Source organism: Enterococcus hulanensis (assembly GCF_005405485.1).
In the GTDB taxonomy this organism is placed as follows: domain Bacteria; phylum Bacillota; class Bacilli; order Lactobacillales; family Enterococcaceae; genus Enterococcus_A; species Enterococcus_A hulanensis.
In genome coordinates, this window is the sequence record NZ_BJED01000010.1 from 64,972 (window position 1) to 91,161 (window position 26,190).

Consider the following 26,190-nt stretch of genomic DNA (forward strand, 5'->3'; position numbering starts at 1 on the left):
CAGACTGAATTAGGAGGAATTTCATTGAAAAATTATCAAATGCCTAAGGACTTTTTATGGGGAGGAGCGATTGCGGCTAACCAAGCCGAAGGAGCTTATAAAGTTGCTGGAAAAGGGATCAGCTTGGCTGACTTGCACAAATATTATCCAGACAAAAGCAACGCTGAAATTGCGGAAGAGCAGCATAAAGGGATGTCCGTTGCAGATGTAAAAGCCAATATGGCTGATACCACTAGTTATTATCCCAAACGTCATGGAATTGACTTTTATCATACGTATGAGTCAGACCTGGAGTTACTCAGCGAAATGGGATTTAAGACTTTTCGGACATCGATTGATTGGACACGTATTTTTCCGACTGGTGATGAAGAGGAGCCGAATGAAGAGGGTTTGGCATACTATGATCGTTTGATCGACAAAATCATCGAATTAGGGATGGAGCCGATTATTACCATCTTGCATTATGAAACACCGGTTGAGATTACGCTGAAGTATGGCGGCTGGAACAATCGTAAAGTAATCGATTTATTTGTAAAATACGGAAAAGTTGTTTTAGAACGCTACCAAGCCAAAGTGAAGTATTGGATCGTAATCAATCAAGTCAATTTGATTCAATTTGAGCCTTTCAATTCAACAGCAATTCCATATGATACTGTTGATAATTATGAAGAAGCAAGTTTTCAGGCGGTTCATCATCAATTTGTGGCTAGTGCTAAATTAGCTGGTTATGCCAAAACGATCAATCCTGATATGCTGATCGGTACGATGATGGCTGATTGTACGGCGTACCCATATTCTTGTGATCCAGATGATGTGAATTTGGCTTTGCGCCGCAACAGAATGCAATATTTCTATACAGATGTTCAATTTCAAGGAGAGTATCCGCAATATGCGCTGAATTATTTTGCGGAAAATGACATTCATTTAGAAGTTACAGAAGAAGATAAACAATTATTGAAGGATCACACAATGGATTACCTAGCGCTTTCTTACTACTATTCACAGATGGTTGATGCGTCAAAAAATACAATGAGTCCTTCATCCGTTACGCCGAACCCTAACTTGAAGGCCAATCCTTGGGGCTGGGCTGTTGATCCACAAGGGTTATACAACTCATTATCACAATACTGGGATCGCTATCACAAGTCGATTATTATCGCTGAAAATGGTTTTGGCATGTATGACAAATTAGAAGATGGAAAAGTTCATGATGATTATCGCATTTCCTATCTTTCCGAGCACATCGCGCAAATGAAGCGAGCGATGTATGATGGAGCATATGTCATTGCTTATTGTGCCTGGGGACCAATTGATATTATCAGCTGTTCTTCAGCGCAAATGGAAAAACGCTACGGCTTCATCTATGTTGACCTAGACAATGAGGGAAAAGGATCTGGTCAACGAATCAAAAAAGACAGTTTTGAGTGGTATAAACAGGTGATTGCCTCAAACGGTGAAACTTTATAATCAATTGAAAAGTTGGTCTTTGTGATCAACTTTTCTTTGAATGGAGGTGCGAAGATGCTGACTAAAAAAGAAAAAGAGCTGATTGACTATTTAAGCAAGAAGAAACGCTGGGTGACCTCGGATGAGCTGGCAGAATTTAGTAAGTGCGCGACTCGTACGATTCGCAATCGCGTAGCTAAGATCAATCAAAATCAACCAGAACTCATTTCAACCAGCCATTTGGGCTATCAACTGAATGCAGAAGTAAAATTGCCTGTAGGTGGAACGGAAGATCGGAAATCTCGAATTTTTTTAGAGCTTTTGAAGCATTCCTCTGAAGGTGTGGATTTTTACGAGTTGGCAGAAAAACTTTTTATTTCCGAATCCACCTTGAAAAACGATATTCAACAATTAAAAAAAGAGATCACAAATGAAGCGATTCAAATCATTTTTGAACAAGAATACATTAAGTTAACCGGTCCAGAGCGGGCCAAGCGCCGCTATCTCATTTCACTTTTATACAATGAGAGTGATCTGCAGGAAAAATTAAAAGCTAGTATTCAGCAAATGATCGGCTACATTTCGTTGGAGAAGCTGCAGCAGACGATCCAGGATGTTTTATCTGATCGTAATATCCAGATCAATCAATACTCATTAAATAATATGGTCTTGCACTTTGCCATTAGTATCGAGCGTATTCGACAAGGTCATAGCTTAAAAAAGAGCCTTAATAGAGATTCTGCACAAAGGAATGCAGAGTTCTTGATTGCTGAAGAAATCAGTAATAAATTAGCTCAGCAATATGACATTCATTTTTCTCATGCAGAGTTGGAGCAATTGTCCTTATTATTTATCGGCATGCAAAATGAATCCTTAATGAACGAAAATAGTCAGCAGCTTTCTAATTTTGTTAATCAGAAAATCATCACCGCCCTGCAGGATGTTTTAACAGAAGTGGAGCAGACATACTTAGTCGAATTGCACGATGAAGAATTTTTCAATAAGCTGGCGATTCATTTACAAAGCTTGTATTATCGCTCCCATTACGAAACCTTTACACGCAACAGCAGCTTACTGGATCTGAAAACAGCCTATCCATTAACCTATGATTTAGCAGTGTATATCTCTTCGTTGATTCAAGACCGTTTAGACATTTGGTTCAATGATGACGAGATTTCCTTCATTGCTTTACATATTGGTTCTTTTCTTGAAACACAAAAACACTTTCGCAATCAAGTCACAATCCAACTGATTGTGAACGGCTACCATGATATCGCAGAAAATTTGAGCAAGCAGATCGAAGAACGTTTCGGGGAAACTATCAATCTCTTAGTTGCGGAAAAATGGAAAGCAGCCAATAGCAATTACGATCTATTGTTGACGACAGATCGTGAGACGGCTTCTGAATATGCTGGTTCAGTCTTTATCCATCCATTTTTAACCAACAAGGATGTCAAAAAAATCGAAAAACGAATCAATTCTTTAAAATCACAGCGGGAAAAACGCCGCATGTATCAAGCCATTGAAAAATTTATTTTGCCGGAGCTGTACTTTAATCAGATTGATCCTGCTGGCTTGGAACCTTTTGAAATCCGTAAACAAATCAATCAACGGATGATTGAGGAAGATTTTGTAGATGATCAGTTTTTCGAAAGAGTAGAAAAACGTGAGCGGATGTCTCCAACAAGTTTTCCATCTGGAATTGCTGTTCCTCACTCGGTTGAATTAGAGGCGCAAAGAAGCGGTGTTGCCATCATGACCTTACAAGAACCGCTGGTTTGGGCAGATCATACGATCAAACTAATTGCTTACATTGCGATCAATAAAAATGAAGCTAATGAATTCAATGATTTTTTTGAAACCTTCATCGAGATTGTTTCTGAACCGATCAATACAAAACAACTAAGTATGAGTGAAGATTATGACGAGTTTATTTTACGACTCAAGTCTATGGTAGAAGCCGATGAGTAAAAATTTTTTAATTCGTATAATCCCAGTGTTTCTCGGTACGATCCTGATGGGAATCGGAATCGAGATAATCGTGGTCGCTGATCAGGGCTTTGACTCAGTTAGTACATTGATTCTAGGTTTAATGAATCATTCAACGATTCCGTTTGGCCGTTGGAGCCAATTAATCAGTATAGTATTTTTACTGGTTACCTTTTTTTATAAGCGCAGCATGTTGGGAGCAGGCAGTATCATCAATACTTTATTAGTTGGTGAGACGATTAATCGAATTGCTCCAACTATCCAATCAATTGACGTGCTCCAGAATAATATCTTTGCTTCCTTATTGGGCTTTTTTATCATGGCGTTGGGAACCGCTCTTTATTTATCTGGAGAATTAGGTTCAGGACCTTTGGAAGGAATGATGTTTTGTATCTGCGACCTTTTGCACATCACTTTACAAAAAGGTCGGGTTTTATTGGATTTTATTATTGTTATCAGCGGTGTTTTACTTGGAGGTTCATTTGGTTTAGGTACAGCCTTTGCGATTTTCCTATTAGGGCCGATGATTCAAGCGGATATTTTGATTTTGGAAAATATTAAATTAAAATCTTTCTGGTCTCGCCAAAAGAAGAAACGATTAACAGAATGATACGATAGATGTAGAGAATGTACTCAAAGTACATTCTTTTTTACTGCCAAAAACAGAAATTGTTTTGACGAATAGAAAAAAAGCGAGTAAACTGAAATTGAACGAACCGTTCAATTAATGGCTGAGGTGATATTTTTGAAGAATCGTTTAGATTTAATTTATGAAGCAGCGAGTCGATTGTTTATCAATAAAGGCTTTGCACGAACGCAAGTACGCGATATTGCCAGAGAAATCGGGCTATCTACCGGGATGATCTATCAGTATTTTAGCGGGAAAAAGGACATTCTCAGCTTTATTTTGAAGGAAGCGGTCAATCCAGGATTTTTTGATCATGAAAGGCAATTCCCAGTTACTTCAGGTACCTCTGGTGTTTTTGATCATTTAGAAGAGGAGATCAAGGCGACTTTTGAGAAAAATCAGCAAGATTTTGATGCTCATCTGAAGGATCAGGCGGCGGATTATTCCTTGGAAGAGATGTTATCTGATGCTTTTGACGTGATCGCAAATTATGCAGTCTGCTGTTTGATCATCGAGCACAATGAGGCAGATCTCCCGGAGCTCGCTCATTATTATCGTGATTATCGCAAACGTTTTTTTGCTCAAGTTCAGCAATACGTTGATCTGTATATTGAAAAAAATGAATTTCGTAAAGTGGAAAACACTTTTTATACGACCAGGGCAATAGTAGAAAGCCTAGCCTGGTGGGGAATGCACGTTAGATACGACGCGTTTGAAACGGAAACAGACATCTCACCAGAAAAAGCAAAAGAAGTTTGTTTAGATTTATTACTGCATGCTTATCAAGCCTAACAGAGCACAGCTCTGTTTTTCTTAAAAGAGAAAATTGAATGAACGGTTCAATTAACAAGGAGGAAATAAAGATGAAAGTTCGCAAACAGCTGTTTTATTGTTTATTAGGGGGGATTTCAATAATCGTTGGCTTGACTGCCTGCGGCTCTGATGAGGAAATGAAGCTCGTTAATACGGAGTCAATTTCGATTGATTCAGTTGCTAATATTTCACTAGATTATGATGCAGATGATCTGCTGATTCAAAATTCTAAGAGCAAAAAGATTGTTCTGAAGGAATATATGAGCAGAGATAAACGCAAGTATTACTCACAGATATCCCAAAACAATCATGGAGTAGGAATCAAAGAAGGAAAAAGACCGATCGGATCGAGTTTTAAAAGTAAGATGGTTTTGTCTGTGCCAAAGGATTATTCAGGCGAGTTAGAAATTCATTCTACCAGCGGAAAAGTTGAAACGACTCTTTTAAATAAAGCTTTGGCTGCTGTCGCATTAGATACCACGAGTGGCAAGATTTCTAGCAATGACTTAGCAGCAAATACGATCAAACTGACTTCGACGAGCGGAGTGATTTCCAGCAGTACTTTAATTGCCAAAAATAAAATTAAAATCAAAAGCACCAGTGGACCAATCAACGTACAAGATGTTGATGCAAAAGAAATGAAGCTGCAGACAACGAGTGCGGATACCAAATTAAAGAAAATAAAGGGGCAAGTAGACTATGAAACAAAAAGTGGAGAGTTAACACTTTCTGATTTCTCCGGCAACGGTGAGTTCACAGCTAGCGGTGAAGGAAGTATGACACTAAAAATCAAGAAGTTAACCGACGATTTATCAGCATTCTCAAAAAACGGAACGGTCACACTAAACTTGCCGGATTCTAAAAAAGCTCAATTAAGTTTAAAAACCAAGGAAGGAAAAATAAAAAATCAAAGGGATGATTTAACAGAAGGAACTAAAAGCTCCGTACCCCGAATTAATGTAGAAACCAGAAACGGTAATATCAATGTGAATTAGTTTTTATAGGAGGGATGAGGCATGAAAGAAACGAGGAGATTCTATTGTAGTGCTGAGAGCATAACCAGTGGTTTATTGCATTTGTGGGGCACGTTATTGTCGATCGGCGGGACAGTTCTATTGATTTTGTTATCTGTTAGAAAAGGGGCAGCACCGATTCAATTAGTTTCCTTTTGTATTTATGGCGCCAGTTTGATTTTACTTTTTTCAGCGTCGACTATTTTTCATATTTTTTATATTTCACCAAAAGTCCATCGAATCCTGAGGAAGATCGATCATTCAATGGTCTTTTGTCTGATCGCAGGAAGCTATACGCCGATTTGCCTGCTTTGTTTGGATGGCTTAATTGGCTGGATCAGCTTGATTCTGATCTGGTCACTAGCCTTAGTCGGAATCATCGGAAAAATATTCTGGTTTAAAGACTCAAAAGGATTCAGCGCCATTATTTATGTGATCATGGGGTGGGGGATCGTATTTTTGATCAAGCCGCTAGCTCAAAATCTGCCCTTTGCAGCAATTGTTTGGTTGTTTATAGGCGGTGTTCTCTACACGGTAGGGGCCGTCGTTTACGCTGCTAAGAAATGTCAATTTCACTTTCCGGCTTTTGGGAATCATGAATTGTTTCACCTCTTTGTTTTGGCCGGTGCCGCTTGTCATTACTATATGATTTTCCAATATGTTTTGTAAGTTGTTAAAGAAAACTAATTTATCGATTTTGGAACTAAGGGCTATTCGCCCTTGGTTCTTTTTTCTTACGATTGCTAAGAAAAAAGGGGCTGTTTAAGTCAATGAAGAAAGGCAGAAAAGAGTAGACTAAGCTTATAGAAGCGGTTATGACTCAAATTAAACAAAAAACTGACTCATTTAAGCAACAAGTCAGAAGTGAATATTACATATTTAAAATCAATCAGTTTTACTTTCTTTTAGACCTTGAATAACTTCTCTTACTTTTGAAATGGTGTCTTGTGCGTTCTCCCGATTATGGAACATTAGAATCACATAAAGCGAATCGATGATACTCAATTGAGCGATTCGTGATGCTAAAGCTTCCGAACGAAATTCTATTTCTTCAGAAATAGAAATGAAGACCACATCCCCTAATTTAGCTAGAGGAGAGTTGATTTGGCTGGTCATTACGATTACCTTTGCCCCATTTTTTTTCGCGGCTTCGGCGATATGAATGGTTTCTTTTGATTTTCCCGAATGGGAGATGAACATCGCACAATCTTCCTCAGTAAGTAAAGAAGCCTCCATCAATTGAAGGTGATAATCTGTACTGTGTCCGACCGGGATAGGTGAACGCAGAAACTTATGGTAAGCATCAGTTGCTACGATCTCAGATCCGCCGACACCAAAAAAATAGAGTCGTCGAGAGTCAGAGATCATCTTCACTGCTTTTTTCAAATCTGCTTCCTTTAATAGTTTTTTTGTATCGGTCAAAGTGGATACATTCGAATCGAAAACTTTTTGCGCCATCACTAATTCAGAATCATCTTTTTGCACATTTTCATGGATAGTGATAGCAGTCAGGTCATTCTCTTGTTTCAATAAGGCCATTTTAAAATCTTTGAAGCCATTAAAGCCTAAAGTTTTAGTGAATTGAAAAAAAGTCGAGTCAGCAATACCTAATTCAGCAGAAAGATCACTGATAGAGCTGTGACTAACCTTACTGGGATTTTCTAGTATATAATCAGCAATCGCTTGTTCTTTGGGGCTGAAGTCTTTATACATCGACTTAATTTGCAAGTGAATTGGGCTAGACATCTGCATCCCTCCTTCTTTTAGTGGTTGTTATTCTTAAGATACTAGTAAACGAAAAAAAAATCAACAAAAATATTTTTTATTTTTATTGTTTACAAAAAAATATTTTTTTGTATAATAAGAGTATAAGTTTGAATGCGTTATCAGAAATCGGTTTCTATGAAATTGGTCAAAATGGATGACGGGTGATTAAAGCAAAAGAAGGAGGCGGATCAGATCGGAGAGTAGCAGATTAAGTTGTAATAGAAGTGAATTTGTCAGTCATGAAGGATCAAACAAGACTAAAAGGAGCTTTAGTGATGGGAACATACAAAATTGCGATAGTAAACTCAAGTAGTTTCGGCAAAATTTTTCACGATCAATTGGAACGACTTGAAAAAATCGGTGAGGTTCGTTCATTTACAGTCGATGGAGAGATCGGCGGACGTGAGTTAGCAGAATTGTTAACAGGCTACAATATCATTATTGCAAGTGTCACACCATTTTTTACGAAGGAATTTTTTGAGCATAAGGATGAACTTATTTTAATTACCAGACACGGTATTGGGTATAACAATATTGATATTGAAGCGGCTCGTGAGCACGATACAATCGTTTCGATCATTCCAGCTTTAGTGGAACGAGATGCGGTTGCCGAAAATAATATCACGAATCTGTTGGCACTTTTAAGAAAAACCGTCGAAGCAGATTTAAGCGTAAAAAATGATAGTTGGGAGGATCGGGCCAATTTTGTCGGTCGAACTCTATTCAATAAAACCGTCGGCGTAATCGGCGTTGGAAATACCGGCAGCTGTGTTGTAGAAACATTACGAAACGGATTTCGCTGCAATGTTTTAGCCTATGATCCTTATAAATCTGCGTTGCATGTGGAAAGCTACGGAGCTAAAAAAGTTGATTTACCGCAATTATTGAAAGAAGCAGACATTATCTGTCTTTGTGCCAGTTTAAATGAAGAAAACTATCACATGATCTCTACGGAAAAAATAGCTCAGATGAAGGATAATGTTTATCTTTCCAACAGTGCTCGTGGGGCGCTACTTGATGAAGAAGCCATTGTCAGCGCTTTAAAATCTGGCAAAATTGCCGGATTGGCGACGGACGTTTTAGAAGAAGAGCCGGGACGAAAAGACCATCCTTATCTAGCTTTCAGCAATGTCGTAATGACACCTCACACTTCGGCTTACACGATGGAATGTTTACAGGAAATGGGTGCAAAATGTCTGCGGGATGTTGAAGATGTGGTAGCTGGAAAAATTCCTGAGCGCTCCGTTCAAGCTGAAAGCAAATTAGTAAGTTAGGAAGGAGAGCAAAGATGTTAACCGATTTGAAGGTTAAAGTTGGCCCCCAGTTTTATCGATACCATATTGGTGCGATTGATTTTGTACCAGATATATTGAAAGAATTTTCGGCGAAAAATGTGCTGATTGTTCATGGTCAGATTTCATTTGAAAAGGCCAAACCTTTTCTTACCTTTTTAAATCAAGCAGATTATAACTTTCATTTTCTACAATACACTGGCGAGTGCAGCTATTATGGTGCCGAGCGAATCGCTAAAGTGGTAAATGACAATCAGATTGATTTTATTATTGGAATTGGCGGTGGAAAACTGGCAGACCTAGTCGGCTATGCTGCTCATACGTTGAATGTGAATTTCGGAGTGATTCCGACACTGGCTAGCAATTGCGCACCTTGGACTCCGCTTTCGGTAATGTACAAGGAAAGTGGTGAATCTGAAGGAAAGAGCGAACATTTCTTACGACAAGCAGCCTTCTTCATTACTGATCCCGAACTCGTGGTTGATGCACCTGTAAACTATTTTGTCGCTGGTCTAGCGGATACGATCGCCAAATGGTATGAGTCGGATGCTATTTTACAGCAGGAACATTTGATAAATGAACCGTTCTTACAGTTAGCAGGCTACACTTCCGAACTTTGCAAAGATGCGATTTTGAACAATTCAGCCAAAGCAATCCAAGATATGCAGGCAGGCAACGCAACGGAAGAATTTATTCATTTATCTGAAATTGTCTTTGCGGTTGCCGGCTTGGTCGGCGGATTAGGTGACAAATACGCGAGAAACGCGATTGCTCATGCGATGCATGATGGGATGAGCAAATATATTCCAAAGAGTCATGATTTCCTGCATGGAGAAAAGGTTGCTTATGGGATTTTCTATCAATTGGCTGTTGAAAAGAAATGGGATCAAATCGATGCGCTATTGCCATTTTATCAAGAGTTGAATTTGCCAATGTCGCTAAAACAGATGAAGCTTTTCCCAGCAGATGAAACAGTCATCGATCAAATCGTGACATTTGTCGATTCAAAGGAAAAAGTTCATCTGCTGCCGATTCCAATTACAGTCGATTTATTGAAGGAGTCAATCTTTGAGTTAGAAAAGTATATTAATCAAGAGTAAAAGTCAGTTCCAGTATTTTGCAGAAACAAAAGTAAGATACTTTAGTGAAGTGGCACATGCGATGAGAAATAAAATTATTTTTGTTTATAAAACATCAATACGAAATAGGAGGAAATTATGGATACTTTAAGTGTAATGCAGAGCCTGCTGATTGCTTTATGGGTCGCTGCGGTAATGTCGAGATGGCTAGGAGGAGGGGCAACCCTGACCTTGCGTTTTTCCCCGCTTATGACTGGTTTAGTTGTAGGGATTATTATGGGAGATGTTGCTCAGGCAATGATCGTTACTGCCGCTTTGCAAATGATCTATATGGGGGTTTTCTCACCAGGCGGATCAATGCCGGCGGAACCGTCAATTGCGGCAGCGATTGCTGTTCCAGTAGCGTTGTTAGGAAACTTGAAACCAGAAGCGGCGATTGCAGTTGCCGTGCCAGTTGGACTTTTAGGCAGCTATTTGTATCAATTCCGTTTCTTCATTAATACATTCCTAGGAAAGTATACGGACAAGGCTGTTGAGGATTTGAATGCCAAAGCAATGAAACGTTCAATTATTTTATATCCAACGATCGCTTCCTTTGTTCTATTTGTACCACTAGTATTTATTGCCCTTTACTTAGGTGCACCAATTATTGCAGATGTCATTAATGCGTTAGAAGGAACGGTCGTCATTCATATTCTTGAAGTAGTCGGTGGCGGTTTAGCTGCTATCGGTATCGCAACAACGGTATATGTAATTGGCCGGAAAGATTATATGGTCTTTTTCTTCCTTGCTTATTTCATGAGTGTAGTATTGAAATCCCTTGAAATTACCATGGTAACTTATGCGATTTTTGGAATCTTAATCGCGTTGATCTTTGTTCAATCGCAAAAAGGCAAAGGTGGAACTCCAGCAGCCGAGTCGGCAGGAACGAGCTCCAGTGCCTCCTTTGATGATGACGATGATTATGATGACGGATTTTAAAGGACTAAATTAGGAGGAAAAAACAATGACTGAAGTATCAAATAATCAAGCAGCGGCTAATAAAAGTTTAGCGCCTGAAGAAATTACCAGTAAAGATGTTACGAAAGCCTATCTCAGATGGCATTTTGCAAATGAGATTCCTCATTCATTTGAACGTTACTTGGCACCATCCTTGCTTTATGCCATGATGCCGATTTTGAAAAAATTATACAAGGACGATGACTCCTTGAGAGCTGCTTATAAACGCCAGCTACTATTTTTCAATACCCAGTTGAGCTGGGGCGGCGGTGTTATCACTGGTTTGATGTCATCTATGGAGCAGCAGCGGGCACAAGAAGAGTATGAGAACAAAGAAATCTTGATGCAAGATGACTTAATGTACAATACGAAAGCTGGTTTGATGGGAGCCTTAGCCGGAATTGGGGATGCGATCGACTCAGGGACTGTTCAATACATTTTCATTGCAATCGCTGTTCCTTGGGCGCAACAAGGTAGTGCACTGGGTGCGTTGTTCCCATTTGTTTTCTTCGCTATCTATCAAGCAGCACTAGGTGTTTTCTTTGCTAGACAATCATTTACGATGGGACGAAATGCCACTGGTTTGATGCAAAGTACGGGAGTTCAAACGGCAATCGAAGCTCTTTCCGTATTAGGTTTGTTCATGATGGGAATTTTGGCAGGGAATTACGTAAAAGTCGAATCGACACTGAAGTTTGCGATCTCGGGACGGAAGTTCGTTATTCAAGAAATTCTCGACCAGATCGTACCAGGAATTTTACCGTTGGCAGTCGTAATGGGTGTGTATTGGTTCTACACGAAAAAAGGCTTAAAAGTAACCCAAGCACTACTCTGGCTGACCTTGATTTTAATCGTTTTAGCTGGAATCGGAATCTTATAATTGGAAAAGGATGTGTATTAAATGGGCGTAATTAATTTAGCTCGAGTGGATGAACGTTTGATCCACGGACAAGTAATGATGACTTTATCACAAAAAAGCGGTGTGAACTCAATTTTCGTAGTGGACGAAGTAGTAGCCAAAGATAAATTTATGCGTGATTTGTATAAGAATGCCGGTAGTCGAACGGGTCAGAAAACAATCGTGATCACTCCGGAAAAAGCCAAATTTTACTGGGATGAATTCAACTTTAAAGAATATAACTGCATTTTGATCACAAAAACAGTCAGTGTTATTTACGATTTGGTAAAACATGGTGTACCAATGAAGGAATTAAATATCGGCGGAATCGCCCAAAAAGATCCAGACAAAGATTTACTAGTGACGAAATCTGTTTATTTGAATAAAGACGATGCGGAAAAATTAAAGGATATGAATGAAAATTATGGCGTCGAAGATATTTATTTCCAAGCAACACCATCGGCACCAAAATCTAGTTTAAAAGATGTATTAAAACAATTCGGTCTGTAAGAGTTACTAACTGAAAGAACAGGAGAGAGTATAGATGGAGCAAACAGAGGGATTCAAAGATTGGTTATTCCGTTACCAATATGTTTACCGGCTACGTCGGACAGAAAAAAGCAAAAAAAGATTCCTCGCTGCGCTGGTAACAGATATTGCTAAAATGCGAGAAGATGTGCGGGTCATTGAATACAACCAGCAAAAGAAATACGCTGCTCGAAATGTCTATGTTGGTAATATCAAACAAGCGGATCGCGTGATTTGCACCTTCTATGATACTCCTCCTGAGAGTTTCGGTTCTTATCAGCTGTTTGATCGTAAGGATCAAGCCAAAAAGACGACCAGATTCATTTTGGCGAGTACGATAGTTGCGATTCTTTTGGGGATAATTGGTACGTTGATTTATATGCGCCTTTCCCCTAACTCGTTCCAATTGAACTCCATTGGTACATTAGGGATCGTGGCGATTTATGCAGCCTATTTTGCCTTGCTTGGTAAAGTCACCAAAGGGCTGTCCAATCGAAAAACGCTGGTTCGCAATACGTCATCGATATTGGCGATGCTGAAAATGATCGCGGAAAACAAGCAAAAAAATATCGCCTATGCTTTTTTAGATGAGGGCAGCTATGGCAATAAAGGCTTGGACGAACTGCAAGATCAAGTCAAGAATCACTGCAAAATCTATTATTTGGACAGTGTTGGCGCCTCAGCACCGCTGCATCTAATTGGTGAATCGCCAAACAGCAGTAAAATCAAAAGCAACGTGGATTATCAAGCGGCTGATCAAAAGGTAAGTTACCTTTTTAGCGCAAGAAAAGATCAAGAGCATGTAGGTTTTTATTTAAATCCAGCTGATTTAAAAGAAAAACAGCTGAACATGGAAAATATTGCCACTGTGACAAGCTTGTTTCAGTGAGAGAAATGGAGGGGCATATGTTAGGAATCGTAATCGCTACACACGGAAAATTAAGTGATGGTCTAAAAGATGCCGCCGAAGTTATCGTCGGCGTAACAAATAATATCGCAACAGTCAATTTAAATTCCGGAGATGATGTCCAAGAACTAGGTAAAAAAATTGAAGCAGCTGTCAAAGAGGTTGATCAGAAAGCTGGCGTGATTATTTTAACGGATTTAGTAAGTGCGAGTCCGTACAATCAATCACTATTGATCACAAATGGTTTAGATCCAGAGCTTCAAGCAAACGTATATGTGATCGGCGGAGTAAACTTGCCGATGCTGCTAGAAACAATCAATCATCAAATTTTGAGTACACCAGTTGAACAGGCCGCACCAGCAATAATGGCCCAGGGTGCCGATAGTTTAGATATTTGGCATGCTTCAGCAATTGAAGAAGATGACGATGAAGACGACTTTTAAATAGTTAGGAGACTAAATTAATGAAATGGGGCTTTAGATGGTATGGAGAGAAAGGCGACTCCATTCCTTTAAATCATGTGAGACAGATCCCAGGAATCAACGGCGTAGTCGGTACTTTGTTGAACAAAATGCCAGGCGATGTTTGGGAAGTTTCTGAGATCCACGAACTCAAAGAGTCAATCGAAAAGGAAAAATTGGAATTACTAGGCATTGAAAGTGTTGCGATTCATGATGCGATCAAAGCCGGTACTTCTGAGCGGGATCATTACATCGATAACTATATTCAAACGATCAGAAATCTATCTGCGTGTGGTGTTAATTTAATTTGTTACAGCTTCAAACCGATTTTCGGCTGGGCGAAAACGACCCTTAATTATGAAAATGAAGATGGTAGTTTTGCACTGTTGTACGATCAAGCCGTAGTAGACAATATGGAACCCGGCGACATGTATAAATTAATCAGCAGCCAGTCGAAAGGATTCCAACTATCTGGCTGGGAAGAAGAACGCTTGAACAAATTCAATTCATTAGTTGAAATGTACGATGGCGTAACAGAAGACGACTTGTTTGATAATCTGCAGTACTTCCTTGAAAAAATCATTCCAGTTTGTGAAGAAACGGATGTTAAAATGGGGATTCATCCGGATGATCCGCCTTGGGAAATTTTTGGCTTCCCACGAATCACGAAGAACTTGTCAGATTTGCAGCGAATCATCAATATGGTTGATTCTCCATACAATGGCGTTACGTTATGTACCGGAGCATTAGGCGCGGATCCAGATAATGACATGGTAGAGATCGTTCATGCGATTGGTGATCGCATCAACTTTGTTCACTTCCGCAATGTGGAATTCTTAGACTATCGCAAGTTTAAAGAAACTGCTCATTTGTCTACGGAAGGTTCATTAGATATGTACGCAATCATGGAAGCTTTAGTAGAGGTTGGCTTCGATGGAGTGATTCGTCCAGATCATGGCCGGACGCTTTGGGGTGAAGTCGCAAGACCAGGTTACGGTTTATACGATCGAGCGATGGGAATTACCTATATGCAAGGACTGCATGAAGCCATTACTAAAAGCAAAAACTAAAAGATTGCGTAGAAGGTGAGTGAAAAGATGCCAGTAAATATGAAGCATAAAGTCTATGAACAGTTAACGCAAACAAAATTATTGCCACTATACACGGCAACGGATTTAAGCTATTTGACGAAAGTTGAAGAGATTTTGTTGGAGAACAAGGTGCCGATGATCGAAGTAACATTTCGCAGTGAATTGGCTGCAGAAGCGATCAAGCAATTATCAGTATCCGGTAAATTGATGGTGGGAGCTGGGACTGTCCGAACATTAGCAGAAGCAAAAATTGCTATTGAAAATGGTGCGCAATTTGTTGTTTCGCCAGCAGTTGTTCCTGATGTAATCGAGTATTGCTTAGAACAAGATGTTCCAGTTTTTCCTGGAACTGCGACACCAAGAGATATTCAACTAGCAGCAGATTACGGAATCAACGTCGTGAAATTTTTCCCGGCCGATATTTATGGAGGATTAAAAGCAATCAATGCATTGAGCGGTCCTTTTTATGACATAAAATTTTTACCAACTGGCGGGATCAATGAGGATAACTTTGTCGAGTATCTAGAGAATCCTCATGTATTAGGTGTCGGCGGTTCCTTTATTCTCTCTGAAAAAATAATCAAAGAGGACAATGGAGTGAAGATGAACCAGATTCTCAAGTCATTGGTTGAACAAATTCAATAATTGTAACTTAAAATAAGAAGCATTCATGCTGAGTTCTTTAACACAGGAACAAGGTATGAATGTTTTTTGCTTAATTATAATAAGAACGGCTCTTCATAATAACGCCATATTTTTTTCTAACTTTCCTTCAAAAAGCTCATACCTTTTTCAAATATTTGGCGTAAGATGAACTTAACCCTAAAAATAATTCTTTTTCCCCTGTGAAAGCAGGAACCCCCAAAGAAAGAAGGATGACACAAGTGTGTCATCCTTCTTTCTTTGGCTTAACTGTAGACCCACGCATTAGCAAGCTGAGGCATGAGCTGGTCGAGAGAGTATCTTTGCATGTAATGCTCTTTATCCGAATTATCATTCGGGTCATAGACGATCAGTTGATCGCTTTGCAGATCTTTTTTGATAACCATGATATGTCCAACATCCGTGAACTCACCAGGATTAACAGAAATGACGATTGGTTGATTTTGATTTAGGTGTTGTTGGATTTGGGCTTGGTCCTTCCCTAGGTCTTGCATAGTCAAGCCATAATTTTGTGCAAAAGCCGGAAAAATTGACCACGCAGTTCCTTGCCCAGATTCATAATAGCAATCGCCGCTCCATTCCAGAATTTCTGTTGGATAAACCGTGCGTTTTTCCTGATAAGAAAGGATCATCGCTAAAGAGGTAATAGCACAGCCGTTGGTAGCCAGATCATTTTGATTAGACCCACTCCCATAAGCCTTATTAGCCCATCTCGGGTCTGTTTGTAATGCTAATGAGAAGTCTTGTCCATGCTCTTGCAAATATTGATTGGCACTGGCAGAGAAATCCTGCTGACTGCTGACTTTATTATTAAAGTGAAAGAATCGAGTAGAGAGGATACCTAGACTGGCGATCACTAAAAAACTTCCGAGTAAAATTGGAAAAGGTCGAATTCTTCGCCTCATAAAAAGCACCTCCACCCTTATATTAAAACGAAAAAAGGGGGAGGTGTCATCGGTCAAAAGTTGTAAATTATTCGAATTCTTCTAGTTCAAGACTGAGCTCTTCCCAACTGGAAAGCTGTTCCTCTTGTTCTGCTTTTTTTGCTTCTAATTCATTAGTCAATTCCAATAATTGAACATGATCATTCAGAATATCCGGCTGACTCATTTGTGCTTCCAGTTCGTCGATTTTTTCATCTAAAGCAGAAAGCGTTTCTTCGATTGCTTCGATCTTTCGACGCAAACTGCGGATCAATTTTTGCTGCTCCTTGTCTTGATAAAATTTCTTTTTAGGAGCCTCAACAGGAACATCTTCTTTTGCCTGCAATTCGGCAATTTCTTCTTCTTCCTTTTTCTTTTCTAAATAATAGTCGTAATCTCCAAGATATAATTTGCTGCCTTCAGGAGATAATTCGATCACTTTGTTGGCGATCCGATTAATGAAGTAGCGGTCATGGGAGACAAACAGCAGTGTTCCTTGATAATCGATCAAGGCATTTTCTAAAACTTCCTTATTATCGATATCCAAGTGGTTCGTTGGTTCATCCAGAATCAAGAAATTTTCTTTATTCATAGAAAGCTTTGCTAAAGCAACACGAGCTTTTTCACCGCCGCTTAATAAAGGAATCGTCTTTTCTACATCTTCACCGCTAAACAGAAAACCGCCTAAAACATTACGGATATCTTTTTCTGGTGTGGTAGGGTGCTCGTCCCAAAGTTCAGCCAAAATCGTTTTATTCCCGTGCAAATCTGCTTGACCTTGATCATAGTAGCCGACAGTAACATTGGTTCCAAAATGGGGATTTCCCTTAATAAAAGGAAGCTGACCAATTAACGACTTCAATAAAGTAGATTTCCCGATTCCATTTGGACCAACAAGGGCGATCGCATCTTCACGGCGAATATCTAAATCAATCGGTTCAGATAATGTTTCTTCATAACCAATCGCAGCTTCTTCAACTTGCAAAACAACGTTGCCAGAAACTTTATCAATATCAAACATGAATTTTGCTGATTTTTCTTTGCCGTCTGGTCGATCTAGCCGGTCCATCTTTTCTAATGTTTTGCGTCGACTTTGCGCTCGTTTGGTTGTTGACGCTCGAACTAAATTACGAGCGACAAAATCCTCCAATTTGTCGATTTCGACTTGCTGCTTCTCATAAGCTTTCCAATCACTAGCAAGCTGTGCGGCCTTCAAATCTAAATAACGAGAGTAATTCCCAGTGTAGTGACGAATCTTGTGACGAGAAATTTCATAGATTTCATTGACGACACGATCCAAAAAGTAGCGGTCATGAGAAACAATCAACAACGCGCCTGGGTATCCTTGTAAGTAATCTTCCAGCCATGCCAATGTCTCAATATCTAAATGGTTGGTTGGTTCATCAAGAATCAAAATATCTGGTCGCACTAGCAGCATCCGTGCCAAGGCCAAGCGTGTTTTCTGTCCGCCTGACAATGTGCTGATTTCCTTATCATAAAAACTTTCATCGAATTTAAAACCGTGCAACACACTGCGGATCTCATTTTCGTAGCCATAGCCGTTTTGATCATTGAAATCATGCTGCAGCTGATCGTATTCCTTCAATAAAGAAGCGTAGCGGCTATCACTTTCAAGTGTTTCACCGAGTGCAACTTCGACTTCTCGCATCCGGCTTTCCATTTGACGGACTTTATCAAAGGCCTTTAGCATTTCATTCCAAATAGTTTCATTTGAATCCAAACCTGTATCTTGCGCTAAATAACCTAAGCTTGCTTGTTTATTTTTGATCACTTGCCCAACATCGGGTGCTTCGATGTTGGCGATAATTTTTAGTAGTGTCGATTTGCCCGCACCATTTCTTCCGACTAAACCGATTCTTGCTTTACTGGCAACTTCAAGATGAATATTTTCAAATAAAGTATCAGCACCGAAGTAACGGGCAATTTGATTTGCTTGTAGTAAAATCATTGGATATATCTTCCTTAAATTTATTTTTCCGAATGGATTCAGTCTACCATATTTTTAAAGAGCTTGCGATTGGAAGCGGTCATTTCAAGAAATCGTGATTTTTTCACAAAATTTCGAGCAAGTGCGTTGCATTTTCAGTCAGATTCTTGCTATTATAGTGCAGTAGTCAACATTTACGAATTTTTTTGATAAAGGAGAGTTATTGTGAAAGAACATTCAATTCCAAAAGCGACTGTTAAACGATTGCCGTTATACTATCGGTATTTGCGTATTTTAAATAATGCTGGAAAAACCAAAGTATCATCTACAGAATTAAGTGAGGCGATCCAAGTTGATAGTGCAACGATTCGCCGCGACTTTTCTTACTTTGGAGAATTAGGAAAACGTGGATATGGATACGACGTTGAAGATTTGATGCATTTCTTCGGAAAAATCCTAAATGACGATCAATTGACTAATGTTGCTTTAGTCGGTGTCGGTAACCTAGGTAGCGCCTTGTTGAAATTCAAGTTTCATCAAAGCAACAGTATTCGTGTAAGCTGTGCCTTTGATGTCAAAGAAGATATTGTGGGCCGCATCGTTGATGGTATTCCAGTATATCCATTAGACAATATGGTAGAACAAATCAAGTTGCAGCAGATCGAAATCGCGATCTTGACCCTACCAGCTCAACAAGCCCAACAAGTTGTTGATCAATTAGCCGATGCAGGAATCAAAGGTATCCTAAACTTTACTGCGGCTCGTTTAACTGCGCCTGAAGATGTTATTATCCAAAGCGTTGATTTAACTAACGAATTGCAAACATTGATTTACTTCTTGCATCACAATACAGATAACAAATAAAAGACTGAGCACACGCTCAGTCTTTTTATCTGAATAAATTTTGATAATCTGTCGCCTCTGAATCTTTAGGAAGTTGTTGTAAAAGATTTTCCAACGATCTAAAGTCGATAAAACGAGCTTGACGCGCAATTTCTTTTCCATTGTGATAGACCAAAACCGCAGGAACCGTTAGAACTTCAAAAGTTCCAGCTAACTCTGGTTCTTGAACAATGTCCAAGTGATGAAAGGGAATATCGTAATCCTTAGCAAGTTTTCTTGCCTTCGGTTCATCAACATGACAAATGCTGCACGATTCAGAAGAGATAAAGACCACGTTATTCGTTTTATTAGTAATAGACTCTTGAACAGTCGTTAAGTTTTTCATAGTAGTCTTCCTTTCTAAAACAATACTTACTATCTGTAAGATAATCAGATTTGGTCAAATTGTCAATTTTGTTGTTCGAGATTAATAGTTGTTTGATTTAATAAAAAGCGTTATACTCTCTAATGTACTGCGGGTGTAGTTTAGTGGTAAAACAGAAGCTTCCCAAGCTTCCGTCGCGAGTTCGATTCTCGTCACCCGCTTCATATAGACATGGCAGCTTAATTTCTGATAAGTTGCCGTGTTTTTTGGTATTAAGTACTTTTCTTTCATTGTCCTCTTGCTATTCAAATAGTGATTGATGTATGCTAAAGGTGATGTGAGGGGAAACTCTCACTTAGGGTAATATATCCTGACTAAACCAACGTTTGTGGCTGAGCGTTGGTTTTTTTCTGTTTTCTTGTAAGCGGATTATGCAAAAAAGAATATTTTAAATTAAAGCCAATTTGTCAGAGCTGCTTACTTTAATGAAGGAATTTATTTACACTAAAAATCGCAATATACTCTTTGGAATTTACTAGAGTTCCCTCCTGTCTAGGAATATACTATGAGCTAATCATTGAAGGAGGGGTGGAAAATGATTTTTGAAAGATTCTATCGCTGGGTAATACGGATTAGTTTTGCATTTACTGTAGTGCTTTACGGATTAGGAATTTTTTTCTATTCTCGCCTGCCTGCTGAAATTCCGATCCAATTTGGGGTTGATGGAGGAGTGAATAATTGGGGCAGTAAATTAACTGTTTTTCTTTTTCCAACAATTTTATTGCTGGTCACATTGATTAGCAGAAGCAAGTACGTTGATGTGAAATATCCGGGTGTGGGTGGAGAGAATCGATTACACAAGATTATTTTGTGCGGCTGTCAATTTTTAATCTGCGGTGTAGGAGCGTATCTCTTTTTTCTGTATTCACAGATGCTGGAATAGAAAATCTCATATGGGATTAAGTAGCGATTCCAAGAAGGTTTAAGACTAACAGCAAAAGTGCCGGCAGCATCGAGTTCATTGTATTAAACATCCAGTGAACTATAATGGATCCCCAAATATTTTTTGACAGTAAGTAGATTAATCCCAAATAAACACCTAGAACCATGTAAGGGATCATAGCATATACATTGCCGTTAAAAGTGGTCCAATGTATTAATCCAAATAGGATACCTTGGATGAACAGCATGATTACACGCAAAAATTTACTAGAAAATTTTCCTAATAGTAAATAGCGAAAAGTCAATTCTTCTGTAAAAGGAGCAATAAAAGGGATAACTGCAGCTAACACTGTCCAACTTGGATTAAGCGTTTGCGGAGAAGGATTTGCGGAAGCACGAAGCTGAAGAAGTTCACTAGGAATCATTTCACGCGTAACCCGCAACAGTAAAAAAGCTCCGGCAGTTAAAAAAATACTCATTAACAATCTAAGAAAAAGCTTCGATCGATAAAGACGCCATTGCTCTCTTAGAAAATCGTGAAACAAATAAATCGTAGCCATAAATCCAGTTAGAAAAAGCAGGGTTGATGCAAGCAGAGCAGTTTCGGGGCTTTTACCTAAATGAAGGAGTGGGAAAAGGCAGTTACTAATTAATAATTCTAATGGAATGATAAAAAGCCCCCACCAGTGTTTTTTATTTGAAGCCATCTTTAACCCTCCATTCTTTTTTTATTTTAAAAAAATGGATGAAATGTGTAAAGCAATATGAAATAAGAATAATTTTGTTTGTGATTGTTTTGGTATACTAGTTAAAAGGGAGGGAGAGTGTATTGGATTATCAAATGCAGAAAACGATGGGGAAATGTTTTCGCAGTAAAGGGTCAAGTATTACTGGAATCATTCGAATCTTGGGTAGTTGGTATGATTATAAAGTAGTCAATGGAACGCCCGAGCCAGAAGATATGCTGGAGGTCATCGACTTTACTAGTCGAGAGTTGTTAGTCGTCATTAATAATAATTTAAAAGAAAGTGATGTGAACTACATTGTTAATATTTAATATCATTCTATTTGTTATTGCGATTGTTGTAATTCTATTTATCCTCAGCCAATTGGTTGTAATTGTGCAGCAAGGGGAAGTCAAGGTTGTTGAAAGTTTTGGTAAATACGTTAAAACGATAGATCCAGGCTTACATTTCCTGATTCCGATTTTATATGTGGTACGTCGTCGAGTTTCTTTAAAACAAACACCGATCCAAATTGAACCTCAAAGCGTAATTACTCGAGACAATGTAATCGTTGAAATCGATGAAGCCATCAAGTATCACGTGACAGATGCTAGAGCTTTTGTGTATGATAATGAAGATTCTGTCACGTCAATGATCCAAGACTGTCAATCCAACTTGCGAGGCATCATCGGTAAGATGGAATTGAACGAGGTGCTGAACGGTACTGAAGAAATTAACGTAAATCTTTATGAGAGTGTGAAAGACATTACGGCCGGCTACGGTCTGTCTATCGACCGGATTAACATTGGGGAAATTTCGGTTTCTAATGAAATCGTCAACTCTATGAATAAATTGATCACCGCCAGCCGAGATAAAGAATCTTTGATCACGATTTCTGAAGGGAAAAAACAATCAGTGATTTTGGAATCTGAGGCAAAATCTTCTGAAATGCAGATTGATGCGGAAGCACGAGCACGACAAACAAAGATTGACGCCGATGCACGGGCTGAACGTACTAGAATCGATGCTGCGGCAGAGGCAGATCGGATTGCGAAAATCACTGAAGCCGAAACGGCTCGTATCAAGGAAATCAATAAAGCCATCGCAGAAAGTAATCTAACCGATGAAATGATCGCGTATCTAGGTATTGAAGCCTTTAAACATGTGGTCGAAAACAACGGTAATACTGTGATTATGCCAAGTAATTTGACAGAACTCGGCAACGTTCCGGCAATTAAAGAAATTTGGCAGCAAACAAAATAAACGGATCAGCGTGATGGGAAAAAGAACTTAGGAGTTGAATCACCATCGCAGAAAAAAAACAGGCCCCAAAAATTATTTCAGCAATCGTCATAGTATTGGCTGGAATATATGGTATTTATTCGCAAGTAATACCGGATAATGAGCCAAACAACGCTACAAAAGAAGTTAATATACAACAAATTTCAGAAGTTCCAGACTATGATGGCAAGCATCAAACAATCCAGTTGAATCAGAATCAGCCTAATTTTTCTACAGGTGATCTTTCATTAGATAATGGAACATGGACGCGGTTTTCCGACTTGGACAAGTTAAATCGTGTTGGCACCGCGAATGCAATGTTAGGAAAAGATTTGATGCCGCATCAGGAGCGGGAACGTTTATATGTAAAACCAACAGGCTGGCATCAAAAATTTTATAATGATGAACCGCTGTATAATCGAGCTCATTTGATCGCTTATCAATTCTCCGGTGAAAACAATAATTTAAAGAATTTAATGACAGGTACTGCTTCAATGAATGATCCGGGAATGAATGACCATGAGATTGAAATCGGAAATTATATCCGAAAAGCGAATCACCACGTGCGTTATCGCGTAACTCCTTATTTCAAAGGAGATGAATTAGTAGCTCGCGGGGTGCAAATGGAAGCACAAAGTATTGAAGACGACCAAATTTCTTTTAATCTTTTTGTATACAATGTCCAAGAGGGTATTAAGATTGATTATCAGAACGGTTATTCACAAAAAGAATAGCAAAGAAGTCATCCAAATTTTTATTGGATGGCTTTTTTGTAAAAAAGAGCACTGTTGAACAAGCGCATTGTCTAGCAATCACGTATTATAAGATATATCAATTAATAAAGGAAAGCTGGTGTAACGATGCAATGGAGCGAATTATTTCAAGCTGAGAAGGAACCGACAGAAAAACAAATCACGGAGTTCATTGCGAATCCTTTGTGGCACGAACTCTCAGATCATTTACAATCAACTTATAAGATAAAGCCTAAATGTGTTTATAGCGGATGTTCTATGGGAGACGGCTATTGGAAGGGCTGGAACATAAAATTCAAAAAAAGTGGAAAAGCGCTATGTACGATTTATCCGAAAGAAGGATACTTTGTTGCAATGGTCTCTTTTAATGCAAAGGAAATGGACGACGCAGACGCATTAATCCAGCTGTGCGATGAATATACTAAGAACCAATATCACCAGGCAAAATCGAGTAAACTTGGAAAATCAATTTCTTTTGAAGTAACCAACGAGAAAATTTTACATGATGTCAAAGAACTCGCTGCTCTCAGAGCACATTCCATCAAAAAGAATACGACACAAACCGCCTAAGAAATTTTAGGCGTTTTTTTGTAGTTGCTAATTAGTCTTCAATCCCCGAAAATGAAGGAAAGGTAATAACTCCTATCTCTAAAAGGATTCAAAAAATATAAGTAGAATGATTTAAGGAGAGTGAAAATGGAAGAATATTTAAGAGAACGTTACGCAGCTGCGGCAGCAAGTTTAAGTAAGAAATTAGTACGGAGAAATTTTCAACCGATTATTTGTCAGAATTTAGAGGAAGCTAAGGAAAAAGCCTTAGAAAAAATTGATCAAAATCAGTCTGTTGGTTTCGGCGGCTCGATTACTATAGAGCAATCTGGGATTATCGAAGAATTGTATCAACGCGGTCAAAAAATAATCGATCGAGAAAAAACGAATTCACCAGAAGAGCGGCATCAAGTCATGAAACAAGCCTTAACAGCTGACTGCTTCTTGACGAGCATTAACGGCATCACCGAAGATGGGGTATTAGTCAATATAGATAGCGTAGGAAACCGTGTAGCAGCGTTAACGTATGGACCTGATAAAGTATTTGCTTTTGTCAGTATGAGAAAAGTTTATGGAGATTTAAATACAACAGTGGAGATGGTACGAAGAAATACAGCACCATTAAATACACATCGTCTAGGTCTTGGAAAGACACCATGCATCAAGAAAGGAACTTGTGGAGACTGCTTACAGGCGGAATGTATCTGCAATACGATTGCAATCACAAGACGCTCAATGGCAAAAGACCGCATTGTGATTTTTTTGATTATTGAAGAAGTTGGCTTGTGAGAGTTCAGTGAACAGATAATAAAAAAAACCGAGGAATTCCTCGGTTTTTTTATAGCTTAGCTTAATGAGCTGCTGTTTTCCATTACTTCATCAATCAAGCCGTAAGCTTTTGCTTCTTCGGCAGTCATGAAGTTGTCGCGATCGGTATCACGTTCGATTATTTCGATTGGTTGCCCAGTACGCTCAGACAAGATGTTGTTTAAACGTTCGCGAGTTTTTAAGATATGACGCGCAGCAATTTCGATTTCAGTAGCTTGACCTTGTGCACCGCCAAGGGGTTGGTGAATCATAATCTCAGCATTTGGTAATGCAAATCGTTTGCCTTTAGCACCGGCTGTTAATAGGAAACTACCCATTGAAGCGGCCATACCAAGTACGATAGTTTGCACATCAGCTTTAACAAAGTTCATTGTATCAAAAATTGCTAAGCCGGCAGAAACGCTACCGCCTGGTGAGTTAATGTAAAGGTAAATATCTTTTTCAGAATCTTGGGCATCCAAGAAAAGTAATTGGGCGATGATGGTGTTTGCCATATCGTCGTTTACTTGGCCGCTCAACATAATGATGCGGTCTTTTAATAAACGAGAATAAATGTCGTAAGCACGTTCGCCACGAGATGATTGTTCAATGACTGTAGGAACTAAATTCATAGTGAATCCTCCTTAAAATATTGTTCGTAAATCATTTTAGCACAAACAGGGTTAGATTGCTAAAACTTAAAGAAAGTATACAACGTTGGTCAGTTTTGGTCAAATATAAGGCTTCGTTTTTTTAAACGGGTCAAACTATCCTAGAAACATGAAAATATGGTACTATTAATAACGATGATAACAAGATGTCAGATTGCCACATTTTATATTACTTCAGTGGGATGACGAGCGTGTTGAGAATCAATTTTTTTGTGTAGGAAACAATTCCATAAGTATAAAAATAGGAGGGAAAAACGTGGAAATCGCATTTATTGGACTAATCGGCGTATTGATTGGAGCAGGATTAACAGGTCTTGCAGTTTATTTTGTTTTTAAGTATATCGACTTGCGCCATCAACGTGAAAGAGAATTGGAGCATCAAGTTAAAGAAATTGAAACAATTAATCTCTTAAACAAAAAAATTAATGAGATTTTATCCAAACGAAATGTTCTAATGCAGGATTATGTGACATTTAATTCGTTTGATGACTGTTACATTACGATCGACGATTTTATTTATTTGAATTCCTTTGCGGCTCAAAATAATTTTTATTTGCCAAATTATTTGATTGAAGAATTCTTTAAAAACATTTCCCATCGTAAAGTTATTTTATCTCCCGAAGAAACAGTTAAGATCGGTGGATATACTTACAAGGGCGGACGGATTGTTATGGAGACTTTTTCTGAGCAGCTCTTAGAAATCTTGGACGAGAAAAGGCAGCAACTATCTCGTTCGACAAAGCAGCCTTTACACTATTTCAATGTACAGTAACAGTTTAGAAGAAATTTTGAAAAGCTTTTTAACTAATAA

Annotated in this window: 29 protein-coding genes and 1 tRNA gene; 24 read left to right on the forward strand and 6 right to left on the reverse strand. The window is 38.8% G+C overall.

Annotated features, from left to right (window positions below; all coding sequences use genetic code 11):
* Nucleotides 1-24 precede the first annotated feature (24 nt).
* The 6 genes from FFR60_RS12335 (at nt 25) to trhA (ending at nt 6,558) form a co-directional block, all read left to right on the forward strand.
* On the forward strand, nt 25-1,467 hold the full coding sequence (locus tag FFR60_RS12335) for a glycoside hydrolase family 1 protein (protein WP_283205005.1): 1,443 nt from the start codon (nt 25-27) through the stop codon (nt 1,465-1,467).
* A 54-nt stretch (nt 1,468-1,521) separates the two neighbouring features.
* Nucleotides 1,522-3,417: a BglG family transcription antiterminator gene (locus FFR60_RS12340; protein ID WP_137664376.1), complete on the forward strand. Its 1,896-nt coding sequence runs from the start codon at nt 1,522-1,524 to the stop codon at nt 3,415-3,417.
* Nucleotides 3,410-4,045 carry a YczE/YyaS/YitT family protein gene (locus FFR60_RS12345; RefSeq protein ID WP_137664377.1) on the forward strand — a complete coding sequence of 212 codons (636 nt, stop codon included), beginning with the start codon at nt 3,410-3,412 and terminating at the stop codon, nt 4,043-4,045. The genes FFR60_RS12340 and FFR60_RS12345 overlap by 8 nt, the downstream gene beginning before the upstream one ends.
* Before the next feature lie 135 nt (nt 4,046-4,180).
* The gene (locus tag FFR60_RS12350) at nt 4,181-4,855 is read left to right on the forward strand and encodes a TetR/AcrR family transcriptional regulator (protein WP_137664378.1); all 675 of its coding nucleotides are present in this window, start codon (nt 4,181-4,183) and stop codon (nt 4,853-4,855) included.
* 71 nt (nt 4,856-4,926) lie between these two features.
* Nucleotides 4,927-5,871, forward strand: coding sequence for a DUF4097 family beta strand repeat-containing protein (locus FFR60_RS12355; protein WP_171004926.1), 945 nt, complete (start codon nt 4,927-4,929; stop codon nt 5,869-5,871).
* A gap of 21 nt (nt 5,872-5,892) precedes the next feature.
* A complete protein-coding gene (trhA, locus tag FFR60_RS12360) occupies nt 5,893-6,558 on the forward strand; it encodes a PAQR family membrane homeostasis protein TrhA (RefSeq protein ID WP_137664380.1) in 666 nt (221 codons plus the stop codon).
* Nucleotides 6,559-6,774: 216 nt separating this feature from the next.
* Here the strand turns inward: trhA and FFR60_RS12365 are convergent, their stop codons facing one another.
* Nucleotides 6,775-7,635 carry a MurR/RpiR family transcriptional regulator gene (locus tag FFR60_RS12365; protein ID WP_137664381.1) on the reverse strand — a complete coding sequence of 287 codons (861 nt, stop codon included), beginning with the start codon at nt 7,633-7,635 and terminating at the stop codon, nt 6,775-6,777.
* 296 nt (nt 7,636-7,931) lie between these two features.
* Between FFR60_RS12365 and FFR60_RS12370 the strand changes: the two genes are divergently transcribed.
* The 9 genes from FFR60_RS12370 to FFR60_RS12410 all read left to right on the forward strand — a co-directional run bounded on the left by FFR60_RS12370 (nt 7,932) and on the right by FFR60_RS12410 (nt 15,556).
* Nucleotides 7,932-8,930, forward strand: coding sequence for a D-isomer specific 2-hydroxyacid dehydrogenase family protein (locus FFR60_RS12370; protein ID WP_171004927.1), 999 nt, complete (start codon nt 7,932-7,934; stop codon nt 8,928-8,930).
* 14 nt (nt 8,931-8,944) lie between these two features.
* Entirely contained in the window at nt 8,945-10,048 is a 1,104-nt protein-coding gene (locus FFR60_RS12375; protein ID WP_137664383.1) for an iron-containing alcohol dehydrogenase family protein, read from the forward strand.
* A 117-nt stretch (nt 10,049-10,165) separates the two neighbouring features.
* A complete protein-coding gene (locus FFR60_RS12380; protein ID WP_088932166.1) occupies nt 10,166-11,008 on the forward strand; it encodes a PTS mannose/fructose/sorbose/N-acetylgalactosamine transporter subunit IIC in 843 nt (280 codons plus the stop codon).
* A 25-nt stretch (nt 11,009-11,033) separates the two neighbouring features.
* On the forward strand, nt 11,034-11,906 hold the full coding sequence (locus FFR60_RS12385) for a PTS system mannose/fructose/sorbose family transporter subunit IID (protein ID WP_088932167.1): 873 nt from the start codon (nt 11,034-11,036) through the stop codon (nt 11,904-11,906).
* 21 nt (nt 11,907-11,927) lie between these two features.
* Nucleotides 11,928-12,434 carry a PTS sugar transporter subunit IIB gene (locus FFR60_RS12390; RefSeq protein WP_088932168.1) on the forward strand — a complete coding sequence of 169 codons (507 nt, stop codon included), beginning with the start codon at nt 11,928-11,930 and terminating at the stop codon, nt 12,432-12,434.
* Nucleotides 12,435-12,468: 34 nt separating this feature from the next.
* Nucleotides 12,469-13,341: a hypothetical protein gene (locus FFR60_RS12395; protein ID WP_137664384.1), complete on the forward strand. Its 873-nt coding sequence runs from the start codon at nt 12,469-12,471 to the stop codon at nt 13,339-13,341.
* A 17-nt stretch (nt 13,342-13,358) separates the two neighbouring features.
* Nucleotides 13,359-13,802 (forward strand): PTS sugar transporter subunit IIA, encoded by a 444-nt coding sequence (locus tag FFR60_RS12400; protein WP_137664385.1) that lies wholly within the window; start codon nt 13,359-13,361, stop codon nt 13,800-13,802.
* Between the two features lie 20 nt (nt 13,803-13,822).
* Nucleotides 13,823-14,890, forward strand: coding sequence for a mannonate dehydratase (uxuA, locus tag FFR60_RS12405; protein ID WP_137664386.1), 1,068 nt, complete (start codon nt 13,823-13,825; stop codon nt 14,888-14,890).
* Nucleotides 14,891-14,917: 27 nt separating this feature from the next.
* Complete coding sequence (locus FFR60_RS12410; protein WP_137664387.1) at nt 14,918-15,556, forward strand: bifunctional 4-hydroxy-2-oxoglutarate aldolase/2-dehydro-3-deoxy-phosphogluconate aldolase; 639 nt, start codon at nt 14,918-14,920, stop codon at nt 15,554-15,556.
* 263 nt (nt 15,557-15,819) lie between these two features.
* Here the strand turns inward: FFR60_RS12410 and FFR60_RS12415 are convergent, their stop codons facing one another.
* Nucleotides 15,820-16,479, reverse strand: coding sequence for a C39 family peptidase (locus FFR60_RS12415; RefSeq protein ID WP_137664388.1), 660 nt, complete (start codon nt 16,477-16,479; stop codon nt 15,820-15,822).
* 67 nt (nt 16,480-16,546) lie between these two features.
* Nucleotides 16,547-18,466, reverse strand: coding sequence for an ABC-F family ATP-binding cassette domain-containing protein (locus tag FFR60_RS12420; RefSeq protein WP_137664389.1), 1,920 nt, complete (start codon nt 18,464-18,466; stop codon nt 16,547-16,549).
* Between the two features lie 204 nt (nt 18,467-18,670).
* On the opposite strand from FFR60_RS12420, the gene FFR60_RS12425 reads away from it, so the two are divergent.
* Nucleotides 18,671-19,309 (forward strand): redox-sensing transcriptional repressor Rex, encoded by a 639-nt coding sequence (locus tag FFR60_RS12425; protein WP_010739685.1) that lies wholly within the window; start codon nt 18,671-18,673, stop codon nt 19,307-19,309.
* Nucleotides 19,310-19,334: 25 nt separating this feature from the next.
* On the opposite strand, the gene FFR60_RS12430 is transcribed toward FFR60_RS12425, so the two are convergent.
* Nucleotides 19,335-19,673, reverse strand: coding sequence for a thioredoxin family protein (locus tag FFR60_RS12430; RefSeq protein WP_137664390.1), 339 nt, complete (start codon nt 19,671-19,673; stop codon nt 19,335-19,337).
* 129 nt (nt 19,674-19,802) lie between these two features.
* Here FFR60_RS12430 and FFR60_RS12435 point away from each other — a divergent pair.
* Nucleotides 19,803-19,873: transfer RNA gene (locus FFR60_RS12435), tRNA-Gly, on the forward strand.
* A 374-nt stretch (nt 19,874-20,247) separates the two neighbouring features.
* Nucleotides 20,248-20,595 carry a DUF1648 domain-containing protein gene (locus FFR60_RS12440; RefSeq protein WP_137664391.1) on the forward strand — a complete coding sequence of 116 codons (348 nt, stop codon included), beginning with the start codon at nt 20,248-20,250 and terminating at the stop codon, nt 20,593-20,595.
* Between the two features lie 16 nt (nt 20,596-20,611).
* On the opposite strand, the gene FFR60_RS12445 is transcribed toward FFR60_RS12440, so the two are convergent.
* Nucleotides 20,612-21,301 (reverse strand): CPBP family intramembrane glutamic endopeptidase, encoded by a 690-nt coding sequence (locus FFR60_RS12445; RefSeq protein ID WP_137664392.1) that lies wholly within the window; start codon nt 21,299-21,301, stop codon nt 20,612-20,614.
* Nucleotides 21,302-21,435: 134 nt separating this feature from the next.
* Between FFR60_RS12445 and FFR60_RS12450 the strand changes: the two genes are divergently transcribed.
* The 5 genes from FFR60_RS12450 (at nt 21,436) to FFR60_RS12470 (ending at nt 24,690) form a co-directional block, all read left to right on the forward strand.
* The gene (locus tag FFR60_RS12450; RefSeq protein WP_137664457.1) at nt 21,436-21,651 is read left to right on the forward strand and encodes a hypothetical protein; all 216 of its coding nucleotides are present in this window, start codon (nt 21,436-21,438) and stop codon (nt 21,649-21,651) included.
* Nucleotides 21,638-22,582, forward strand: coding sequence for an SPFH domain-containing protein (locus FFR60_RS12455; protein ID WP_137664393.1), 945 nt, complete (start codon nt 21,638-21,640; stop codon nt 22,580-22,582). The genes FFR60_RS12450 and FFR60_RS12455 overlap by 14 nt, the downstream gene beginning before the upstream one ends.
* Before the next feature lie 95 nt (nt 22,583-22,677).
* Nucleotides 22,678-23,334: a DNA/RNA non-specific endonuclease gene (locus FFR60_RS12460; protein WP_212741905.1), complete on the forward strand. Its 657-nt coding sequence runs from the start codon at nt 22,678-22,680 to the stop codon at nt 23,332-23,334.
* Between the two features lie 126 nt (nt 23,335-23,460).
* Complete coding sequence (locus FFR60_RS12465) at nt 23,461-23,922, forward strand: DUF3788 domain-containing protein (RefSeq protein ID WP_137664395.1); 462 nt, start codon at nt 23,461-23,463, stop codon at nt 23,920-23,922.
* A 126-nt stretch (nt 23,923-24,048) separates the two neighbouring features.
* Entirely contained in the window at nt 24,049-24,690 is a 642-nt protein-coding gene (locus FFR60_RS12470) for a lactate utilization protein (RefSeq protein ID WP_137664396.1), read from the forward strand.
* Nucleotides 24,691-24,746: 56 nt separating this feature from the next.
* Here the strand turns inward: FFR60_RS12470 and clpP are convergent, their stop codons facing one another.
* Nucleotides 24,747-25,340 carry an ATP-dependent Clp endopeptidase proteolytic subunit ClpP gene (gene clpP, locus FFR60_RS12475; RefSeq protein ID WP_137664397.1) on the reverse strand — a complete coding sequence of 198 codons (594 nt, stop codon included), beginning with the start codon at nt 25,338-25,340 and terminating at the stop codon, nt 24,747-24,749.
* A 295-nt stretch (nt 25,341-25,635) separates the two neighbouring features.
* On the opposite strand from clpP, the gene FFR60_RS12480 reads away from it, so the two are divergent.
* Nucleotides 25,636-26,151, forward strand: coding sequence for a hypothetical protein (locus tag FFR60_RS12480; protein ID WP_137664398.1), 516 nt, complete (start codon nt 25,636-25,638; stop codon nt 26,149-26,151).
* The last annotated feature ends 39 nt before the right edge of the window (nt 26,152-26,190 follow it).

Excerpts from the sequence above, each read along its gene's own strand:
- FFR60_RS12340 (WP_137664376.1), top strand. The coding sequence starts at position 1,522 with ATGCTGACTAAAAAAGAAAAAGAGCTGATTGACTATTTAAGCAAGAAG.
- FFR60_RS12345 (WP_137664377.1), top strand. The coding sequence starts at position 3,410 with ATGAGTAAAAATTTTTTAATTCGTATAATCCCAGTGTTTCTCGGTACG.
- FFR60_RS12355 (WP_171004926.1), top strand. The coding sequence starts at position 4,927 with ATGAAAGTTCGCAAACAGCTGTTTTATTGTTTATTAGGGGGGATTTCA.
- trhA (WP_137664380.1), top strand. The coding sequence starts at position 5,893 with ATGAAAGAAACGAGGAGATTCTATTGTAGTGCTGAGAGCATAACCAGT.
- FFR60_RS12365 (WP_137664381.1), bottom strand. The coding sequence starts at position 7,635 with ATGTCTAGCCCAATTCACTTGCAAATTAAGTCGATGTATAAAGACTTC.
- FFR60_RS12370 (WP_171004927.1), top strand. The coding sequence starts at position 7,932 with ATGGGAACATACAAAATTGCGATAGTAAACTCAAGTAGTTTCGGCAAA.
- FFR60_RS12375 (WP_137664383.1), top strand. The coding sequence starts at position 8,945 with ATGTTAACCGATTTGAAGGTTAAAGTTGGCCCCCAGTTTTATCGATAC.
- FFR60_RS12380 (WP_088932166.1), top strand. The coding sequence starts at position 10,166 with ATGGATACTTTAAGTGTAATGCAGAGCCTGCTGATTGCTTTATGGGTC.
- FFR60_RS12385 (WP_088932167.1), top strand. The coding sequence starts at position 11,034 with ATGACTGAAGTATCAAATAATCAAGCAGCGGCTAATAAAAGTTTAGCG.
- FFR60_RS12390 (WP_088932168.1), top strand. The coding sequence starts at position 11,928 with ATGGGCGTAATTAATTTAGCTCGAGTGGATGAACGTTTGATCCACGGA.
- FFR60_RS12395 (WP_137664384.1), top strand. The coding sequence starts at position 12,469 with ATGGAGCAAACAGAGGGATTCAAAGATTGGTTATTCCGTTACCAATAT.
- FFR60_RS12400 (WP_137664385.1), top strand. The coding sequence starts at position 13,359 with ATGTTAGGAATCGTAATCGCTACACACGGAAAATTAAGTGATGGTCTA.
- uxuA (WP_137664386.1), top strand. The coding sequence starts at position 13,823 with ATGAAATGGGGCTTTAGATGGTATGGAGAGAAAGGCGACTCCATTCCT.
- FFR60_RS12410 (WP_137664387.1), top strand. The coding sequence starts at position 14,918 with ATGCCAGTAAATATGAAGCATAAAGTCTATGAACAGTTAACGCAAACA.
- FFR60_RS12415 (WP_137664388.1), bottom strand. The coding sequence starts at position 16,479 with ATGAGGCGAAGAATTCGACCTTTTCCAATTTTACTCGGAAGTTTTTTA.
- FFR60_RS12420 (WP_137664389.1), bottom strand. The coding sequence starts at position 18,466 with ATGATTTTACTACAAGCAAATCAAATTGCCCGTTACTTCGGTGCTGAT.
- FFR60_RS12430 (WP_137664390.1), bottom strand. The coding sequence starts at position 19,673 with ATGAAAAACTTAACGACTGTTCAAGAGTCTATTACTAATAAAACGAAT.
- FFR60_RS12440 (WP_137664391.1), top strand. The coding sequence starts at position 20,248 with ATGATTTTTGAAAGATTCTATCGCTGGGTAATACGGATTAGTTTTGCA.
- FFR60_RS12445 (WP_137664392.1), bottom strand. The coding sequence starts at position 21,301 with ATGGCTTCAAATAAAAAACACTGGTGGGGGCTTTTTATCATTCCATTA.
- FFR60_RS12450 (WP_137664457.1), top strand. The coding sequence starts at position 21,436 with ATGCAGAAAACGATGGGGAAATGTTTTCGCAGTAAAGGGTCAAGTATT.
- FFR60_RS12465 (WP_137664395.1), top strand. The coding sequence starts at position 23,461 with ATGCAATGGAGCGAATTATTTCAAGCTGAGAAGGAACCGACAGAAAAA.
- FFR60_RS12470 (WP_137664396.1), top strand. The coding sequence starts at position 24,049 with ATGGAAGAATATTTAAGAGAACGTTACGCAGCTGCGGCAGCAAGTTTA.
- clpP (WP_137664397.1), bottom strand. The coding sequence starts at position 25,340 with ATGAATTTAGTTCCTACAGTCATTGAACAATCATCTCGTGGCGAACGT.